Genomic DNA, 16,483 nt, shown 5'->3' with positions numbered 1-16,483 from the left:
GGATTTCTGAAGTGTTCACACAGATTGTCTGATGAAAGATGAGCAAAAGGGATCTCAGCAGGCTTGTAGCTCAGGTGGTCAGAGCGCACCCCTGATAAGGGTGAGGTCGGTGGTTCAAGTCCACTCAGGCCTACCAGATTTTGCGCATGCAGTGTTGCTGCGGCGGAAATCAGGAAAAGGGATCACCTTATCGCTGTATGGGGCTATAGCTCAGCTGGGAGAGCGCCTGCTTTGCACGCAGGAGGTCTGCGGTTCGATCCCGCATAGCTCCACCATATAAAAATGTCAGAGTACGCTGAGACAGCGTGCTGTGAGATTTTGCTCTTTAACAAACTGGATCAAGCTGAAAATTGAAAAGAGGACACACGAAGAAGTGTGTCCGGGTCTCTCAAAGCGAAGCGACCGGAAGAGACATCTTCGGGTTGTGAGGTTAAGTGACTAAGCGTACACGGTGGATGCCCTGGCAGTCAGAGGCGATGAAGGACGTGCAAATCTGCGAAAAGCGCCGGCGAGGTGATATGGGCCTGTGACCCGGCGATGTCCGAATGGGGAAACCCGGTGTGAGTAATCACATCATCGTTAACTGAATTCATAGGTTAACGAGGCGAACCGGGGGAACTGAAACATCTCAGTACCCCGAGGAAAAGAAATCAACCGAGATTCCCCGAGTAGCGGCGAGCGAAAGGGGAGGAGCCCGGAGTCATAATCAGCATGGGTGTTAGTGGAACGGTCTGGAAAGTCCGGCAAAAGAGGGTGACAGCCCCGTACACGAAAGCGCGCATGCTGTGGACTCGAAGAGTAAGGCGGGACACGAGAAATCCTGTCTGAAGAAGGGGGACCATCCTCCAAGGCTAAATACTCCTGACTGACCGATAGTGAACCAGTACCGTGAGGGAAAGGCGAAAAGAACCCCGGCGAGGGGAGTGAAAGAGAACCTGAAACCGTGTACGTACAAGCAGTGGAAGCCCCACCACTAAGCCAGTGGTGAGATTCCACGAGGCATCCTTTGCTGTAAGGCAGGGCAGGCGGAGCGTGAGCGACGCCCAGCCGCCAAAAGAAGCAGAGGGGGCTTAGTGGTGGGGTGACTGCGTACCTTTTGTATAATGGGTCAGCGACTTGTATTCTGTAGCGAGGTTAACCGAATAGGGGAGCCGCAGGGAAACCGAGTCTTAACTGGGCGACTAGTTGCAGGGTACAGACCCGAAACCCGGTGATCTAGCCATGGGCAGGTTGAAGGTTGGGTAACACTAACTGGAGGACCGAACCGACTGATGTTGAAAAATCAGCGGATGACCTGTGGCTGGGGGTGAAAGGCCAATCAAACCGGGAGATAGCTGGTTCTCCCCGAAAGCTATTTAGGTAGCGCCTCGTGGGTTCATCTCCGGGGGTAGAGCACTGTTTCGGCAAGGGGGTCATCCCGACTTACCAACCCGATGCAAACTGCGAATACCGGAGAATGATACCACGGGAGACACACGGCGGGTGCTAACGTTCGTCGTGGAGAGGGAAACAACCCAGACCGCCAGCTAAGGTCCCGAAGTCATGGTTAAGTGGGAAACGAAGTGGGAAGGCTTAGACAGCCAGGATGTTGGCTTAGAAGCAGCCATCATTAAAAGAAAGCGTAATAGCTCACTGGTCGAGTCGGCCTGCGCGGAAGATGTAACGGGGCTAAACCATGCACCGAAGCTGCGGCAGTGGCGCAAGCTGCTGGGTAGGGGAGCGTTCTGTAAGCTGAAGAAGGTGTGCTGAGAGGCATGCTGGAGGTATCAGAAGTGCGAATGCTGACATAAGTAACGATAATGCGGGTGAAAAACCCGCACGCCGGAAGACCAAGGGTTCCTGTCCAACGTTAATCGGGGCAGGGTGAGTCGACCCCTAAGGTGAGGCCGAAAGGCGTAGCTGATGGGAAACGGGTTAATATTCCCGTACTTTATGTTACTGCGAAGGGGGGACGGAGAAGGCTATGTTATCCGGGTGACGGAAGTCCCGGTTTAAGCGTGCAGGTGGGTGTTTCAGGCAAATCCGGAACACCATAACACTGAGGCGTGATGACGAGGCACTGAGGTGCCGAAGTAACAGAAGCCCTGCTTCCAGGAAAAGCCTCTAAGCGACAGGTAACATGAAATCGTACCCGAAACCGACACAGGTGGTCAGGTAGAGCATACCAAGGCGCTTGAGAGAACCCGGGTGAAGGAACTAGGCAAAATGGTGCCGTAACTTCGGGAGAAGGCACGCTGACGCAAGGTGAAGCGCTTAACGCGTGGAGCTGAGGTCAGTCGCAGAGACCAGCTGGCTGCAACTGTTTATTAAAAACACAGCACTGTGCAAACACGCAAGTGGAAGTATACGGTGTGACGCCTGCCCGGTGCCGGAAGGTTAAATGATGCTGTAATCTGAAAGGAGAAGCAGCTGACTGAAGCCCCGGTAAACGGCGGCCGTAACTATAACGGTCCTAAGGTAGCGAAATTCCTTGTCGGGTAAGTTCCGACCTGCACGAATGGCGTAATGATGGCCAGGCTGTCTCCACCCGGGACTCAGTGAAATTGAACTCGCTGTGAAGATGCAGTGTACCCGCGGCAAGACGGAAAGACCCCGTGAACCTTTACTACAGCTTGACACTGAACCTTGAGCCTTGATGTGCAGGATAGGCGGGAGGCGAAGAAGTGTGGACGCCAGTCTGCATGGAGCCGCTGTTGAAATACCGCCCTTTAATGTTTGATGTTCTAACGCGGGCCCCTGAGCGGGGTTGCGGACAGTGTCTGGCGGGTAGTTTGACTGGGGCGGTCTCCTCCCAAAGAGTAACGGAGGAGCACGAAGGTCAGCTAATCCTGGTCGGACATCAGGAGGATAGTGCAATGGCAGAAGCTGGCCTGACTGCGAGCGTGACGGTGCGAGCAGGTGCGAAAGCAGGTCATAGTGATCCGGTGGTTCTGAATGGAAGGGCCATCGCTCAACGGATAAAAGGTACTCCGGGGATAACAGGCTGATACCGCCCAAGAGTTCATATCGACGGCGGTGTTTGGCACCTCGATGTCGGCTCATCACATCCTGGGGCTGAAGCGGGTCCCAAGGGTATGGCTGTTCGCCATTTAAAGTGGTACGCGAGCTGGGTTTAGAACGTCGTGAGACAGTTCGGTCCCTATCTGCCGTGGGCGCTGGATAACTGAGGGGGGGCTGCTCCCAGTACGAGAGGACCGGAGTGGACGCATCACTGGTGTACGGGTTGTCATGCCAATGGCACAGCCCGGTAGCTAAATGCGGAAGAGATAAGTGCTGAAAGCATCTAAGCCCGAAACTTGCCCTGAGATGAGTTATCCCTGATATGAAAATATCCTGAAGGGACGTTGAAGACGACGACGTTGATAGGTCAGGTGTGTAAGCGTGGTGACACGTTGAGCTGACTGATACTAATGACCCGTGAGGCTTAACCTTACAACGCCGAAGGTGTTTTATCGGAAGCGTGGAGCGGAGAGAGAGAAAGATTTTCAGCGAGGTCCGGAAGAAGAGCGAGGAATGATTAGAAAGAATCAGCCTGGCGGTGACAGCGCGGTGGTCCCACCTGACCCCATGCCGAACTCAGAAGTGAAACGCCGAAGCGCCGATGGTAGTGTGGGGACTCCCCATGCGAGAGCAGGGAGCTGCCAGGCTTTAAAATTAGTGAACCACCGGTATAAAAGCTGGTGGCAGCAGAAAGAGTTGCTGGAGCGGTAGTTCAGCTGGTTAGAATACCTGCCTGTCACGCAGGGGGTCGCGGGTTCGAGTCCCGTCCGTTCCGCCACAATTGCAATGAAGATAGCTGATTAGTAGTCAATCTGACAATAATATATTAGGGGCGTAGCTCAGTTGGTAGAGCACCGGTCTCCAAAACCGGGTGTCGCGAGTTCGAGTCTCTCCGCCCCTGCCATATTAATCCTTTGCTTAAGCGAAGGATTTTTTTTATATAACAGATGCAGTATGTAGCACCATAACAGGTGCTGCTGTTTTGAAAAGAGCAAAAACCAGAATAGTATTCTTTTTGTCGGATAAGTTGTGAATTTATCCTGACATGTCAGTTTTTAATATTTCATGAATTTGCCCCTGCTTATCACTATTTTGTAGCCAGATAGCATACAAAGGCCGTGAAACAACGGTACTCTCCTTCACCCGATATAAATCAGCTTTTTTTTCTGCCCATGATACAGGTAGCCATGCACAGCCATTTAGCATGGCGAGTTGCTGATAAGCTAATCGGGCAGAATCAGTGGTTAGTAACGGAAGATCATCGGGATTCAGCAGATCGGTTTCATTTTGCTGAAAGTCCATTCCCCATTCCAGACGCAGATAGTTTAATTCATTTTTGTTTTTATAGGGCGATGTACAATAGAGCGCCAGAGTCAGGTTACCCAGTAACTGGCTGCTCAGTTGATCTATTTTAGCTGATTCTGTTGTAATCAATAGATCCAACTGTCGTTCACGCAGTTGTTTAATTAATGATTGTCGTTGCGCGATCCGGGCTTCAAACTGCATATTGTCGTTTTTTTGGTAAAGTGTTCCCAGCCATTGGCCCAGTATGCATTCCCAAAGAGATGCGTTACTACCAATTGAAAACGAGTTATGCAGGGAAGCATTCACCACTTCTTTCCGCGCCATCTGCCAGGTATTCATCAGATTTTCAGCATAAGGCAGCAGTTTATCTCCAGCGAGCGTCAGGCGGATATTATTACGATGACGAGTAAAAAGGTTAACACCGAGCTGGTTTTCTAACTGACGAATACGAAAGCTGACCGCTGACTGTGTCAGATAAAGTGCCTCTGCTGCTTGTCCAAAGTGGCGAGTTCTGCTCACTTCAAGGAAAGTTTTAAGCAATTCGGTATCCATATTCTTTCCTGTAAATTTATTTATCATTATGATTTAAATCTTTTGTTTTACACGCTGTCAAGGGTAACTAATACTCCGCGCCATAGACAGCCCAGCTAAAGAATCAGGAGTGTGTAAGATGTCGCAAAGCTTTATGACAACTCATCGTTTTTTTGATAATAAAAATTATCCCCGTGGATTCTCACGTCACGGTGATTTCACTATCAAAGAGGCTCAATTGCTGGAGCAATATGGTTATGCCCTTAACGAACTGGACCTGGGTAAACGCCAGCCTGTCACCGAAGATGAAAAGCAGTTTATTTTAGTCTGTCGTGGTGAGTGTAATCCAGCGACAGAAGTAGAACGTGTCTGGATTAAGTACATGGCTCATATTAAGCGTCCAAAACGTTTTCATACGTTGTCCGGTGGTAAGCCTCAAGTGGAAAGCACCGAAGATTACACAGAAAGTGAGGATTAACAGAAAGGTTGTAAACTTTTTATTGCATAAATTTTTGCAAGTGATGAAGTATTCTGTCTATTGCCCGATAGCTGAGGGCTTCCTGAAGATGGTTACGCTCAATATGGGGTTCTTCTTCAGCATCGGCAATGGTACGGGCAACTTTGAGCAGTCGCTGCCAGGCACGAATAGAGAGTCCTAACTGTATGAGTGCTTGCTCCAGCCATATCGCGTCCTCTTTATGGAGAGGACACCAGATTTTTATTTCATGATTCTCAAGATCGGCATTAAGTTTTTTCTGTCGGGCCCACTGTTTTTGACGCACTGCCAGAACACGTTGTCGGATGCTGGCGCTATCTTCTTCGCCGGATGTTCTTTGACTAAGAACGCCAGGTGGTGGTAATGGCATTTCCAGTGAGAGATCAAAACGATCGAGAAAAGGACCGGATAAACGACCCAGGTAACGTAATATTTGTTCAGGTGATGTGCGATTATGTCGTCCCTTATAGTGTCCGGTTGGCCCCGGATTCATCGCGGCAATAAGCTGAAAGTGGGCGGGATAATCAACTTTGGCTTTGCTGCGGGAAATATGTATTTTACCTGACTCAATGGGTTCTCTCAGTGCATCCAGCACTCTGCGTTCAAACTCTGGCAGCTCATCAAGAAATAATATTCCGTTATGAGCGAGTGAAATCTCACCGGGTAAGGGGATTGAGCCACCACCGACCATTGCTGCCATCGATGCACTATGATGCGGGCTACGAAATGGCCGATGACGCCATTGTTTTGTGGCGTGATGGGTACTGAGCAGGCTAAGAATGGCTGCGCTTTCCAGCGCTTCTTCGTTGCTTAACGGGGGTAAAATGCCGGGTAACCGGCTGGCTAGCATGGTTTTTCCTGTCCCAGGAGGGCCGATCAGTAACAGGCTGTGTCCGCCAGAAGCGACAATCTCCAGTGCCCGTTTTGCCTGTTGCTGACCAATAACATCGATCAGGTCAGGATGTTTTTCTGCCGGGCAGGTTGTTTCAGCGATTGGCTCGTTCAGCGGTTGTTGTCCATTCAGAAAAGCGCATACTTCCTGTAAATGACTGGCGATAAAACACGCATTACCGCCAATAAGTGAGAGTTCTGCGGCATTGTCTGCCGAGGCGATAAGTTGTCGTTTAGCTTTTATTGCCTCTATTGCGCTGGGAATAGCCCCAGGGACAGCGCGTAAAGCGCCAGTCAATGCGAGTTCGCCAATAAATTCATATTGATTCAGCCGGGTTGTCTTGAGTTGTTCTGATGCCACCAGAAGCGCAATAGCGATGGGTAAATCATACCGTCCTCCCTCTTTGGGAAGATCGGCTGGAGCCAGATTAACCGTAATTTTTTTAGCCGGAAAAGTATATCCGCTGTTGATTATTGCACTGCGTACCCGGTCACGCGCCTCTTTTACTGTAGTTTCCGGAAGCCCAACCATTGTCAGCCCGGGTAGCCCGTTGCTGATATGAATTTCGATAGTGATAAGAGGGGCGTTAATACCAAATGCGGCCCGGGTATAAATAATTGCGAGTGACATAATGCCTCCTGGACAAGCGCATTATGGCGGCAGAAACATCATGCGTAATTTATGAAAATGATAATTTACGTAACACGACGCAGACTATCTTATTGGCTATCGTTCTGTTTCATTGATTATGGAATTTTTCTCACAAATAAAGCGAGCCGTGGCTAGCCTGTCTGCAGAAAACAGGTATGGCAGGAAGTTTTAAAAATAATGTTAAATAACAATTTGTTATCAATATTCTCAAACAGAATTAATAAATAAAGTGTAAAAACGCTTGTGTTTATTATGGATTTTATGATAACTCTTTACTCATTATCTTGATTAAGAAATTTAAAAATGACTGTTGTTCTACGAGTGATTAGCCTGATTATACTAAGCCTGGTGGTGATTATTATCCCATCAAGCGGGGCTGCACCTGGAGCAGAAAAGGCATAAATAGCCTTAACGAACTAAGACCCCCGCACCGTAAGGTTCGGGGGTTTTTTTATAAAAATAACAAGCAAGGAGCTCAGTGTGTATTTGAACATAACATTCTGTTTATTCGAAACTATGGCGGGAAAATAACTATGAATGGAGCACAGTGTGTAGTACATACTTTGCGAAAACAGGGAGTCGATACCGTTTTTGGCTATCCTGGCGGCGCTATTATGCCACTCTATGATGCATTGTATGACGGTAATATCGAACATGTCTTGTGTCGACATGAGCAAGGCGCGGCTATTGCGGCGATTGGTTATGCTCGTGCCACAGGAAAAACCGGGGTTTGTATTGCGACATCCGGGCCTGGGGCAACTAATTTAATTACCGGTCTGGCCGATGCCTTATTGGACTCTGTTCCTGTTGTCGCCATCACGGGTCAGGTTGCCGCACCGTTTATTGGTACAGATGCTTTTCAGGAGGTCGATGTCCTTGGGCTATCGCTGGCCTGTACGAAACACAGCCTGCTGGTGCAATCGCAGGCCGATCTGCCCCGGGTTATCACTGAGGCTTTTCAGATCGCTAACTCAGGGCGACCAGGTCCGGTACTGATTGATATTCCGAAAGATATTCAGCTGGCGCAGGGGCAATTCAGTGATTTTTCCCCGGCGGCAGATGAAAGCATCACCTTTCCTCAGACAGCCATTGAACAAGCCCGGCAGATGCTGGCAACGGCACAAAAACCAATGTTATATGTTGGCGGTGGCGTTGGTATAGCACGTGCAGTACCGGCACTACACGACTTTCTTGCTGTTACGCAAATGCCCGTCACCTGTACGCTGAAAGGTCTGGGTGCTGTTGAGGCGGATTACCCCTTATATCTGGCCATGTTAGGCATGCATGGTACTAAAGCGGCCAATCTGGCCGTCCAGGAGTGCGATCTTCTGATTGCCGTGGGTGCCCGTTTTGATGATCGGGTGACCGGCAGGCTGGATACTTTTGCGCCACATGCCAAAGTGATCCACCTGGATATCGATCCGGCAGAACTGAATAAGTTACGTCAGGTGCATATATCCCTGACGGGTGATTTGAAAACATTATTACCTGCTCTGCAACAGCCGCTGAACATTGACGGATGGCGCCAGCATATTCAGGCGCTGCGCACCGAACACGTATGGCGTTATGATAATACCGGTGACGGTATTTATGCGCCGCTATTGCTGAAGTTATTGTCTGAACGTAAACCGGTTGATAGCGTTATCACTACCGATGTTGGTCAGCATCAAATGTGGGCCGCACAACATATGACTTACTCGCGGCCAGAGAATTTTATCACTTCCAGTGGGCTGGGAACGATGGGATTTGGTTTACCTGCGGCGATCGGTGCACAGATTGCGCGTCCTGATGATACTGTCATTTGTGTCTCCGGGGACGGCTCTTTCATGATGAATGTACAGGAACTGGGAACAGTAAAACGTAAGCAGTTGCCGGTGAAAATCGTTTTACTCGACAATCAACGACTGGGAATGGTGCGTCAATGGCAGCAGCTATTTTTTGATCAGCGTTACAGTGAAACGACACTGAACGATAATCCTGATTTTGTCGCCCTGGCCAGCGCTTTTGGCATTCCAGGCCAGCATATTACTCATCAGGATCAGGTTGAAGCGGCACTTGACGCTATGTTGTCGAGCGAGGGGCCCTGGCTACTCCATGTCTCCATCAATGAACTTGAGAATGTCTGGCCATTAGTACCGCCAGGTGCCAGTAATGCAGAAATGCTGGAGGCATGATCGTGATACAACATCAGATAACATTACAGGCGCGTCTTAATCCGGAAACGTTAGAACGTATTCTGCGTGTCGTTCGTCACCGTGGATTTCAGGTTCGTGCCATGAATATGGCAACGCTGTCAGAGACCGGCAATATCAATCTCGAATTGACCGTTGCCAGTCAGCGACCTGTCGAATTACTGTTTAGTCAGCTCAGTAAACTGGTGGATGTGACGGGTATTGAAGTCCAGCCACGTTCACTCTAACAAATCGTGTCTGAGTGTAAGAAACAAGGAAAGAAAATGACGACAAAAAAATCTGATTATATTTGGTTTAATGGTGAGATGGTTCCGTGGGGGGAAGCAAAGATCCATGTGATGTCTCATGCGTTGCACTATGGTACTTCGGTATTTGAAGGCATCCGTTGTTATGATACCGATAAAGGGCCGGTCATATTCCGCCATCACGAACATATACAGCGTCTGTATGACTCAGCCAAAATCTACCGTTTCCCCATTGCGCAAAGTGTTGATGAACTGATGGACGCCTGTCGTGCAGTGATCCGCCAGAATAATCTGACCAGTGCTTATATTCGCCCACTGGTCTTTGTCGGCGATGTCGGAATGGGCGTCAATCCGCCTGCAGGCTATACCGCTGATGTTATTATTGCGGCATTCCCATGGGGGGCCTATCTGGGGGCTGATGCGCTGGAACAGGGGATTGATGCGATGGTCTCCTCCTGGCATCGTTCGGCACCGAATACGATCCCGACAACCGCAAAAGCGGGAGGTAACTACCTCTCTTCACTGCTGATTGGCAATGAGGCTCGTCGGCATGGTTATCAGGAGGGGATTGCCCTGGATATTCATGGTTATCTCTCTGAAGGCGCCGGTGAGAACATCTTTCAGGTAAAAGATGGCGTACTCTTCACTCCTCCTCTTACCTCTTCCGCTTTACCGGGTATTACCCGCGATACCATCATTACACTGGCGAAAGATCTGAATATCGAAGTCCGGGAACAGATTCTGTCCCGTGAGTCCCTGTATTTAGCCCATGAGGTCTTTTTAAGCGGGACGGCCGCAGAAATTACACCTGTGCGTAGTATTGATGACATTCAGATTGGCGCAGGTCGTTGTGGCCCCATCACCAAACATCTTCAACGTGCATTCTTTGGCCTCTTTAACGGTGAAACCGAAGATAAATGGGGCTGGCTGGATCAAGTTAACCAATAAATATAACAACGATGAAGTGACACGCAGCACTTCATTTTACAGAAACTGGGAGTAACTAAAGCATGCCTGATTATCGTTCTGCCACAACGACGCATGGTCGTAATATGGCGGGTGCCCGCGCATTGTGGCGCGCAACCGGGATGACTGACGCGGATTTTGGTAAACCGATTATTGCCGTCGTCAATTCATTTACGCAGTTTGTTCCGGGACACGTACATCTTCGTGATCTCGGCAAGCTGGTTGCCGAACAAATAGAAGCCGCTGGCGGTGTTGCCAAAGAATTTAACACCATTGCTGTCGATGATGGCATCGCGATGGGACACGGGGGCATGCTTTACTCTCTGCCATCCCGCGAACTGATCGCCGACTCGGTCGAATATATGGTGAATGCGCACTGTGCTGATGCGATGGTGTGTATTTCCAATTGCGACAAAATCACCCCAGGGATGCTGATGGCGTCCTTGCGTCTCAATATTCCGGTGATTTTCGTTTCTGGTGGCCCGATGGAAGCGGGGAAAACGAAACTTTCCGATAAGCTTATCAAGCTCGACCTGATTGATGCCATGATTCAGGGGGCCGATCCCGGTGTGTCAGATGATCAATGTTCGCAGGTGGAACGTACCGCCTGTCCGACTTGCGGATCGTGCTCCGGCATGTTTACGGCAAACTCGATGAACTGTCTGACGGAAGTGCTGGGTTTGTCACAGCCGGGAAATGGTTCCCTGCTGGCAACGCATGCTGATCGTAAACAACTGTTCCTGAATGCCGGCAAACGGATTGTCGAACTGGCCAAACGTTATTACGAACAGGATGATCATTCTGTACTGCCACGGAGTATCGTCAGCAAGGCGGCCTTTGAGAATGCGATGATGCTGGATATCGCGATGGGGGGATCGACAAATACCGTCTTACATTTGCTGGCGGCGGCACAGGAAGCCGAAGTCGATTTTACCATGAGCGATATCGACAGATTATCGCGTCAGGTTCCGCAGCTCTGCAAAGTCGCGCCCAGTACCCAGAAATACCATATGGAAGATGTCCACCGTGCCGGGGGAGTGATGGGGATCCTGGGCGAGCTGGATCGTGCTGGGCTGCTAAACCGCAACGTGAAAAATGTTCTTGGCCTGACATTGCCTGAAACACTTAAATTATATGATGTGATGGTCACTGACGATCAATCTGTAAAGCAGATGTTCCGTGCCGGGCCTGCGGGCGTACGCTCTACTCAGGCGTTTTCCCAGGATTGTCGCTGGGATACCCTTGATGATAACCGCGCAGAAGGGTGTATTCGCTCACGGGATCATGCCTACAGTAAGGATGGTGGTCTTGCCGTATTGTACGGTAACTTTGCTGAAAATGGCTGTATTGTAAAAACAGCCGGGGTGGATGACAGTATCCTGACGTTCACCGGCCCGGCGAAAGTTTATGAAAGCCAGGAAGAGGCTGTTGAGGCAATCCTCGGTGGTAAAGTGGTGGCGGGTGATGTGGTGGTGATTCGCTACGAAGGGCCAAAAGGTGGGCCGGGTATGCAGGAGATGCTCTATCCTACCAGCTTCCTGAAGTCTATGGGGCTGGGCAAAGCTTGTGCGCTAATCACCGACGGGCGTTTCTCTGGCGGCACCTCGGGGCTCTCGATTGGTCATGTCTCGCCGGAAGCGGCCAGCGGTGGCAATATCGCGATTATCGAAGATGGCGATATGATCGCCATTGATATCCCTCATCGCACCATTCAGCTCCAGCTAAGTGATGCTGAAATAAACACCCGCCGTGAGGCTCAACAGGCGCGTGGCCATCAGGCGTGGACACCCAAAATGCGTGACCGTCAGGTATCTTTTGCATTGCGTGCTTACGCGAGCCTGGCCACCAGCGCTGATAAAGGCGCCGTCCGTGATAAAGCGAAGCTGGGAGGTTAACAATGGCTGAATCACAGCCTTTATCTGCCACTCCGGAAGGAGCGGAATATCTCAGGGCGATATTACGCGCACCTGTTTATGAGGTCGTGCAAACCACGCCACTAGAGAAAATGGAGAAACTCTCATCGCGGCTGGATAACACCATTATGGTAAAACGCGAAGATCGCCAGCCGGTTAATAGTTTCAAACTACGCGGTGCCTACGCGATGATGGCGGGGTTAACTGACGCCCAGAAGGCCCAGGGGGTGATTACGGCCTCCGCCGGTAATCATGCGCAGGGAGTGGCATTTTCAGCCTCTCGTCTGGGGATCAAAGCATTGATTGTCATGCCGGTGGCTACGGCAGATATCAAAGTTGATGCGGTGCGTCGCCTCGGGGGGGAAGTGCTGTTGTATGGTGCTAACTTCGATGAGGCGAAAGCGAAAGCAATGGCTCTTGCGCAACAGCAACATCTTACCTGGGTGCCTCCTTTTGATCATCCGATGGTTATCGCGGGTCAGGGAACCATCGCACTGGAACTATTACGCCAGGATGCGCATCTGGATCGTATTTTTGTGCCGGTGGGCGGAGGTGGTCTGGCGGCCGGAGTGGCGGTGTTGATTAAGCAACTGATGCCGCAAATAAAAGTTATCGCAGTGGAAGCGGAAGACTCTGCCTGCCTGCAGGCGGCACTGGAGGCTGGACATCCGCTTGATCTGGCACGGGTAGGATTGTTTGCCGAAGGGGTGGCGGTAAAACGGATCGGTGATGAGACTTTCCGTCTGTGTCAGCAATATATTGACGACATTATCACTGTCGATAGCGATGCGATTTGTGCGGCGATGAAAGATCTGTTTGAAGATGTGCGGGCGGTAGCGGAGCCTTCAGGTGCCCTGGCGCTTGCCGGGCTGAAGAAATATATCGCCCAGCATCATATCTGCGGCGAACGGCTGGCACATATCCTGTCCGGCGCTAACGTTAACTTCCATGTTTTACGCTATGTGTCAGAACGCTGTGAACTGGGGGAACAGCGTGAAGCGCTGCTGGCGGTCACGATCCCGGAAACGCCGGGAAGTTTCCTGCAATTCTGTCAGTTACTGGGAGGGCGTTCTGTCACCGAATTTAACTACCGTTTCGCCGATACGAAAAATGCCTGTATTTTTGTTGGCGTGCGCCTGAGCCGTGGTCTGGAGGAACGCCAGGAGATTATTGAGCTGTTGTCTCAGGGCGGCTACAGCGTGGTCGACCTTTCCGACGACGAAATGGCAAAACTGCATGTGCGTTATATGGTCGGTGGACGACCATCAAAACCGCTACAGGAGCGTTTATTTAGCTTTGAGTTTCCCGAATCGCCGGGGGCATTGCTCAGATTTCTGCAAACCCTGGGCACGCACTGGAATATTTCGCTGTTTCACTATCGTAGTCATGGCACCGATTATGGTCGTGTTCTTGCTGCATTTGAGCTGGGTGATCATGAACCGGATTTTGAAACCCGCCTCAACGAGCTGGGCTATGAGTGTCATGATGAAACCAATAATCCGGCGTTCCACTTCTTTCTCGCCGGTTAATGGTTGGGCAAACCGGACCAGAATGCATTAATCAGCGGCTCACTGAGCCGCTTTTTCTGTACGCAGACGCCAAGTTCGAACGGGGGATCATCATCGCTCCGCTCCAGAATCACCACCCGGTTGCGCACCGGTTCCGGGCTGTTATCCAGCACTACTTCGGGTAACAGGGTGACGCCGCACCCCAGAGCAACCATTGACACCATCGCTTCATGACCGCTGACCGTCGCGTAAATAGCCGGATTATGGATCTTATGGCGACGAAACCAACGTTCGATCCGATGGCGTACTGGCCCCTGGTCAGCGGTAATAAATGGCACCGTTGACCAGTCGGGTGTTGGCTGCAGGATTTGGCTGCGTACCGGACAAGCTAAGGCCGGAGCAATCAGCACCACGCTAAGGTTTTCTAGCATCGAAAAAGCGATGACCCCTGGCAGGGTTTCGGGCTTACCGGCGATCGCTAAATCCGCCTCATGGGTAACTACTTTCTCCACCGCATCGGCGGCATCACCGGTAGTCAGCTTAATCTCCACCGAAGGGTGTTGGGCGCGGAAACGATCGAGGATTGGTGGCAGGTGGCTATAGGCCGCCGTCACGGAACAGAAAATATGCAACTCCCCCGATAGCGATGGCCCCTGCTGATCGAGGGTATGGCGTAATTGATGGTATTGCAGTAGCGTTTGCTGGGCGAAAACGCGCAGTTGTTCTCCGGCTTCCGTCAGGATAACGGTACGATTATCACGAATGAATAACTGTTGCCCGATGTCATCTTCCAGCCGCTGGATTTGCCGTGAAAGTGTCGACGGGCTGACATGCATCGCGCGCGCACTACGGCCAAAATGGCGGCTTTCTGTCAGGTGCAGGAAGGTTTTCAGATCGCGTAAATCCATGCGGAACCCATCTCTGATGTTATGAACCTATCCCATTAGGCTATTTTACTTGCCATTTTGGCCCTGGGCAGTGCTCGAAATCCTCACGTACTAACGTGTACGCTGCGGTTTCTCCGCGCTGTCCGTGTCCAAACTGGCTGCGCCAATAACACCTGGTGGGATAGGTTCTATGTTTCATTTATTGCAATTTATGTTGTTAATATATCAATTTCCGCAATAAATTTCCTGTCATATAGTAGGTTCATTCTCGCCCGTGCGAGCCATGAACATCATATGACGAAATCAGGGAGTTTATTTATGGCTAATTACTTTAATACACTGAATCTGCGCCAGAAACTGGCACAGCTGGGTAAATGTCGCTTTATGGCACGCGAAGAGTTCGCGGAAGAGGCCAGTTATTTACAGGGCAAAAAAGTGGTTATTATCGGTTGTGGTGCTCAGGGACTGAATCAGGGGCTGAATATGCGCGATTCGGGGCTGAACATTGCTTATGCACTGCGTAAAGAAGCCATTGCTGAAAAACGTCCTTCGTGGCGCAGGGCAACGGAAAATGGCTTTACGGTGGGCACCTATGAAGAACTTATTCCGCAAGCGGATCTGGTGGTTAATCTGACGCCAGACAAACAGCACTCAAAAGTGGTGAGCGACGTACAACCGCTGATGAAAAAAGGGGCCGCATTGGGCTACTCGCACGGTTTCAATATCGTAGAAGTTGGCGAGCAGATCCGGAAAGACATCACAGTGGTGATGGTTGCGCCAAAATGTCCGGGTACAGAAGTGCGCGAAGAGTATAAACGTGGTTTTGGCGTACCAACACTGATCGCGGTACACCCGGAAAATGACCCACAAGGGGAAGGGATGGCGATCGCCAAAGCGTGGGCTGCGGCAACCGGCGGCCATCGTGCCGGGGTACTGGAATCTTCTTTTGTGGCGGAGGTCAAATCTGATCTGATGGGTGAACAGACCATTCTGTGTGGTATGTTACAGGCCGGTTCTCTGTTATGTTTTGATAAGCTGGTCGCTGAGGGTGTCGATCCCGCTTATGCGGAAAAACTGATCCAGTTCGGCTGGGAAACCGTGACCGAAGCACTGAAACAAGGCGGTATCACGTTGATGATGGACAGATTGTCCAACCCGGCGAAACTGCGCGCTTATGCGCTGTCTGAACAACTGAAAACCATTATGGCTCCCCTGTTCCGCAAGCATATGGATGACATCATTTCCGGGGAATTTTCATCGAACATGATGGCGGACTGGGCCAATGGTGATAAGAAACTACTGACCTGGCGTGAAGAGACCGGCAAAACCGCTTTCGAAACGGCACCACAATATGCCGGAAAAATCAGCGAACAAGAATATTTTGATAACGGTGTGCTGATGATCGCGATGGTGAAAGCCGGGGTCGAGCTGGCGTTCGAAACGATGGTATCATCCGGTATTATCGCTGAATCCGCTTACTATGAATCACTGCATGAACTGCCGCTGATTGCCAATACCATTGCCCGTAAACGTCTGTATGAAATGAATGTCGTTATTTCTGATACTGCTGAATATGGTAATTACCTGTTCGCTAATGCCTGTGTGCCATTACTGAAAGAATTTATGACCACGCTACAGCCGGGTGATTTAGGCACAGCGATAGCTGCCGGGGCGGTAGATAATACGCAGTTACGCGATGTTAACGAAGCGATTCGTCATCATCCTATTGAGCAGGTAGGTAAGAAACTGCGTGGCTATATGACGGATATGAAACGTATTGCCGTAGCAGAATAACACCTGTTATCAGTAACGAATAAAGTAATAACAGCAAGCGACCCGGTGGTGATACCGGGTCGCTTGTTCGTTTTTGTGATCTCTGGCGGCGAATATTCATTTT

At 50.5% G+C, this 16,483-nt stretch carries 11 protein-coding genes, 4 tRNA genes and 2 rRNA genes; 14 read left to right on the top strand and 3 right to left on the bottom strand.

Annotated elements, in window-relative coordinates; translation table 11 throughout:
• Positions 1–59: 59 nt before the first annotated feature.
• The 6 genes from PT300_02530 (at position 60) to PT300_02505 (ending at position 3,904) form a co-directional block, all read left to right on the top strand.
• Positions 60–136: transfer RNA gene (locus PT300_02530), tRNA-Ile, on the top strand.
• 63 nt (positions 137–199) lie between these two features.
• Positions 200–275 (top strand) — tRNA-Ala (locus PT300_02525).
• Between the two features lie 153 nt (positions 276–428).
• A 23S ribosomal RNA gene (locus PT300_02520) occupies positions 429–3,432 on the top strand.
• Between the two features lie 99 nt (positions 3,433–3,531).
• Positions 3,532–3,647, top strand: a 5S ribosomal RNA gene (rrf, locus tag PT300_02515).
• Between the two features lie 54 nt (positions 3,648–3,701).
• A tRNA-Asp gene (locus tag PT300_02510) sits at positions 3,702–3,778 on the top strand.
• Between the two features lie 50 nt (positions 3,779–3,828).
• A tRNA-Trp gene (locus PT300_02505) sits at positions 3,829–3,904 on the top strand.
• A 131-nt stretch (positions 3,905–4,035) separates the two neighbouring features.
• Here PT300_02505 and hdfR read toward each other — a convergent pair.
• Entirely contained in the window at positions 4,036–4,857 is an 822-nt protein-coding gene (gene hdfR / locus PT300_02500; protein ID MDF7679542.1) for an HTH-type transcriptional regulator HdfR, read from the bottom strand.
• Positions 4,858–4,975: 118 nt separating this feature from the next.
• Between hdfR and PT300_02495 the strand changes: the two genes are divergently transcribed.
• A complete protein-coding gene (locus tag PT300_02495) occupies positions 4,976–5,314 on the top strand; it encodes a DUF413 domain-containing protein (protein MDF7679541.1) in 339 nt (112 codons plus the stop codon).
• A gap of 19 nt (positions 5,315–5,333) precedes the next feature.
• On the opposite strand, the gene PT300_02490 is transcribed toward PT300_02495, so the two are convergent.
• Positions 5,334–6,854 (bottom strand): YifB family Mg chelatase-like AAA ATPase, encoded by a 1,521-nt coding sequence (locus tag PT300_02490; GenBank protein MDF7679540.1) that lies wholly within the window; start codon positions 6,852–6,854, stop codon positions 5,334–5,336.
• A gap of 324 nt (positions 6,855–7,178) precedes the next feature.
• On the opposite strand from PT300_02490, the gene PT300_02485 reads away from it, so the two are divergent.
• From PT300_02485 to ilvA, 6 genes are all read left to right on the top strand, one after another.
• Positions 7,179–7,277, top strand: a complete 99-nt coding sequence (locus PT300_02485) for an IlvGEDA operon leader peptide (protein MDF7679539.1) — start codon at positions 7,179–7,181, stop codon at positions 7,275–7,277.
• A gap of 131 nt (positions 7,278–7,408) precedes the next feature.
• A complete protein-coding gene (gene ilvG, locus PT300_02480) occupies positions 7,409–9,049 on the top strand; it encodes an acetolactate synthase 2 catalytic subunit (GenBank protein ID MDF7679538.1) in 1,641 nt (546 codons plus the stop codon).
• A 2-nt stretch (positions 9,050–9,051) separates the two neighbouring features.
• Entirely contained in the window at positions 9,052–9,294 is a 243-nt protein-coding gene (gene ilvM, locus PT300_02475; protein MDF7679537.1) for an acetolactate synthase 2 small subunit, read from the top strand.
• A 36-nt stretch (positions 9,295–9,330) separates the two neighbouring features.
• Entirely contained in the window at positions 9,331–10,260 is a 930-nt protein-coding gene (locus PT300_02470) for a branched-chain amino acid transaminase (GenBank protein MDF7679536.1), read from the top strand.
• 62 nt (positions 10,261–10,322) lie between these two features.
• Positions 10,323–12,173: a dihydroxy-acid dehydratase gene (gene ilvD / locus PT300_02465; GenBank protein MDF7679535.1), complete on the top strand. Its 1,851-nt coding sequence runs from the start codon at positions 10,323–10,325 to the stop codon at positions 12,171–12,173.
• Positions 12,174–12,175: 2 nt separating this feature from the next.
• The gene (gene ilvA, locus PT300_02460; protein ID MDF7679534.1) at positions 12,176–13,720 is read left to right on the top strand and encodes a threonine ammonia-lyase, biosynthetic; all 1,545 of its coding nucleotides are present in this window, start codon (positions 12,176–12,178) and stop codon (positions 13,718–13,720) included.
• On the opposite strand, the gene ilvY is transcribed toward ilvA, so the two are convergent.
• Complete coding sequence (ilvY, locus tag PT300_02455) at positions 13,717–14,607, bottom strand: HTH-type transcriptional activator IlvY (GenBank protein MDF7679533.1); 891 nt, start codon at positions 14,605–14,607, stop codon at positions 13,717–13,719. The two genes, ilvA and ilvY, sit on opposite strands and share 4 nt — an antisense overlap.
• A 297-nt stretch (positions 14,608–14,904) precedes the next feature.
• On the opposite strand from ilvY, the gene ilvC reads away from it, so the two are divergent.
• Entirely contained in the window at positions 14,905–16,380 is a 1,476-nt protein-coding gene (gene ilvC, locus PT300_02450) for a ketol-acid reductoisomerase (protein ID MDF7679532.1), read from the top strand.
• Positions 16,381–16,483: the final 103 nt, after the last annotated feature.

Source organism: Enterobacteriaceae bacterium ESL0689, assembly GCA_029433525.1.
In the GTDB taxonomy this organism is placed as follows: domain Bacteria; phylum Pseudomonadota; class Gammaproteobacteria; order Enterobacterales; family Enterobacteriaceae; genus JAQTIF01.
The sequence above is the reverse complement of the archived record's forward strand: the minus strand, read 5'-3'. Positions and strand labels throughout refer to the sequence as shown.

Coding starts and splice junctions, on each gene's coding strand:
- ilvA (MDF7679534.1), top strand. CDS start 12,176: ATGGCTGAATCACAGCCTTTATCTGCCACTCCGGAAGGAGCGGAATAT.
- ilvC (MDF7679532.1), top strand. CDS start 14,905: ATGGCTAATTACTTTAATACACTGAATCTGCGCCAGAAACTGGCACAG.
- ilvG (MDF7679538.1), top strand. CDS start 7,409: ATGAATGGAGCACAGTGTGTAGTACATACTTTGCGAAAACAGGGAGTC.
- PT300_02485 (MDF7679539.1), top strand. CDS start 7,179: ATGACTGTTGTTCTACGAGTGATTAGCCTGATTATACTAAGCCTGGTG.
- ilvD (MDF7679535.1), top strand. CDS start 10,323: ATGCCTGATTATCGTTCTGCCACAACGACGCATGGTCGTAATATGGCG.
- PT300_02470 (MDF7679536.1), top strand. CDS start 9,331: ATGACGACAAAAAAATCTGATTATATTTGGTTTAATGGTGAGATGGTT.
- PT300_02495 (MDF7679541.1), top strand. CDS start 4,976: ATGTCGCAAAGCTTTATGACAACTCATCGTTTTTTTGATAATAAAAAT.
- hdfR (MDF7679542.1), bottom strand. CDS start 4,857: ATGGATACCGAATTGCTTAAAACTTTCCTTGAAGTGAGCAGAACTCGC.
- ilvY (MDF7679533.1), bottom strand. CDS start 14,607: ATGGATTTACGCGATCTGAAAACCTTCCTGCACCTGACAGAAAGCCGC.
- PT300_02490 (MDF7679540.1), bottom strand. CDS start 6,854: ATGTCACTCGCAATTATTTATACCCGGGCCGCATTTGGTATTAACGCC.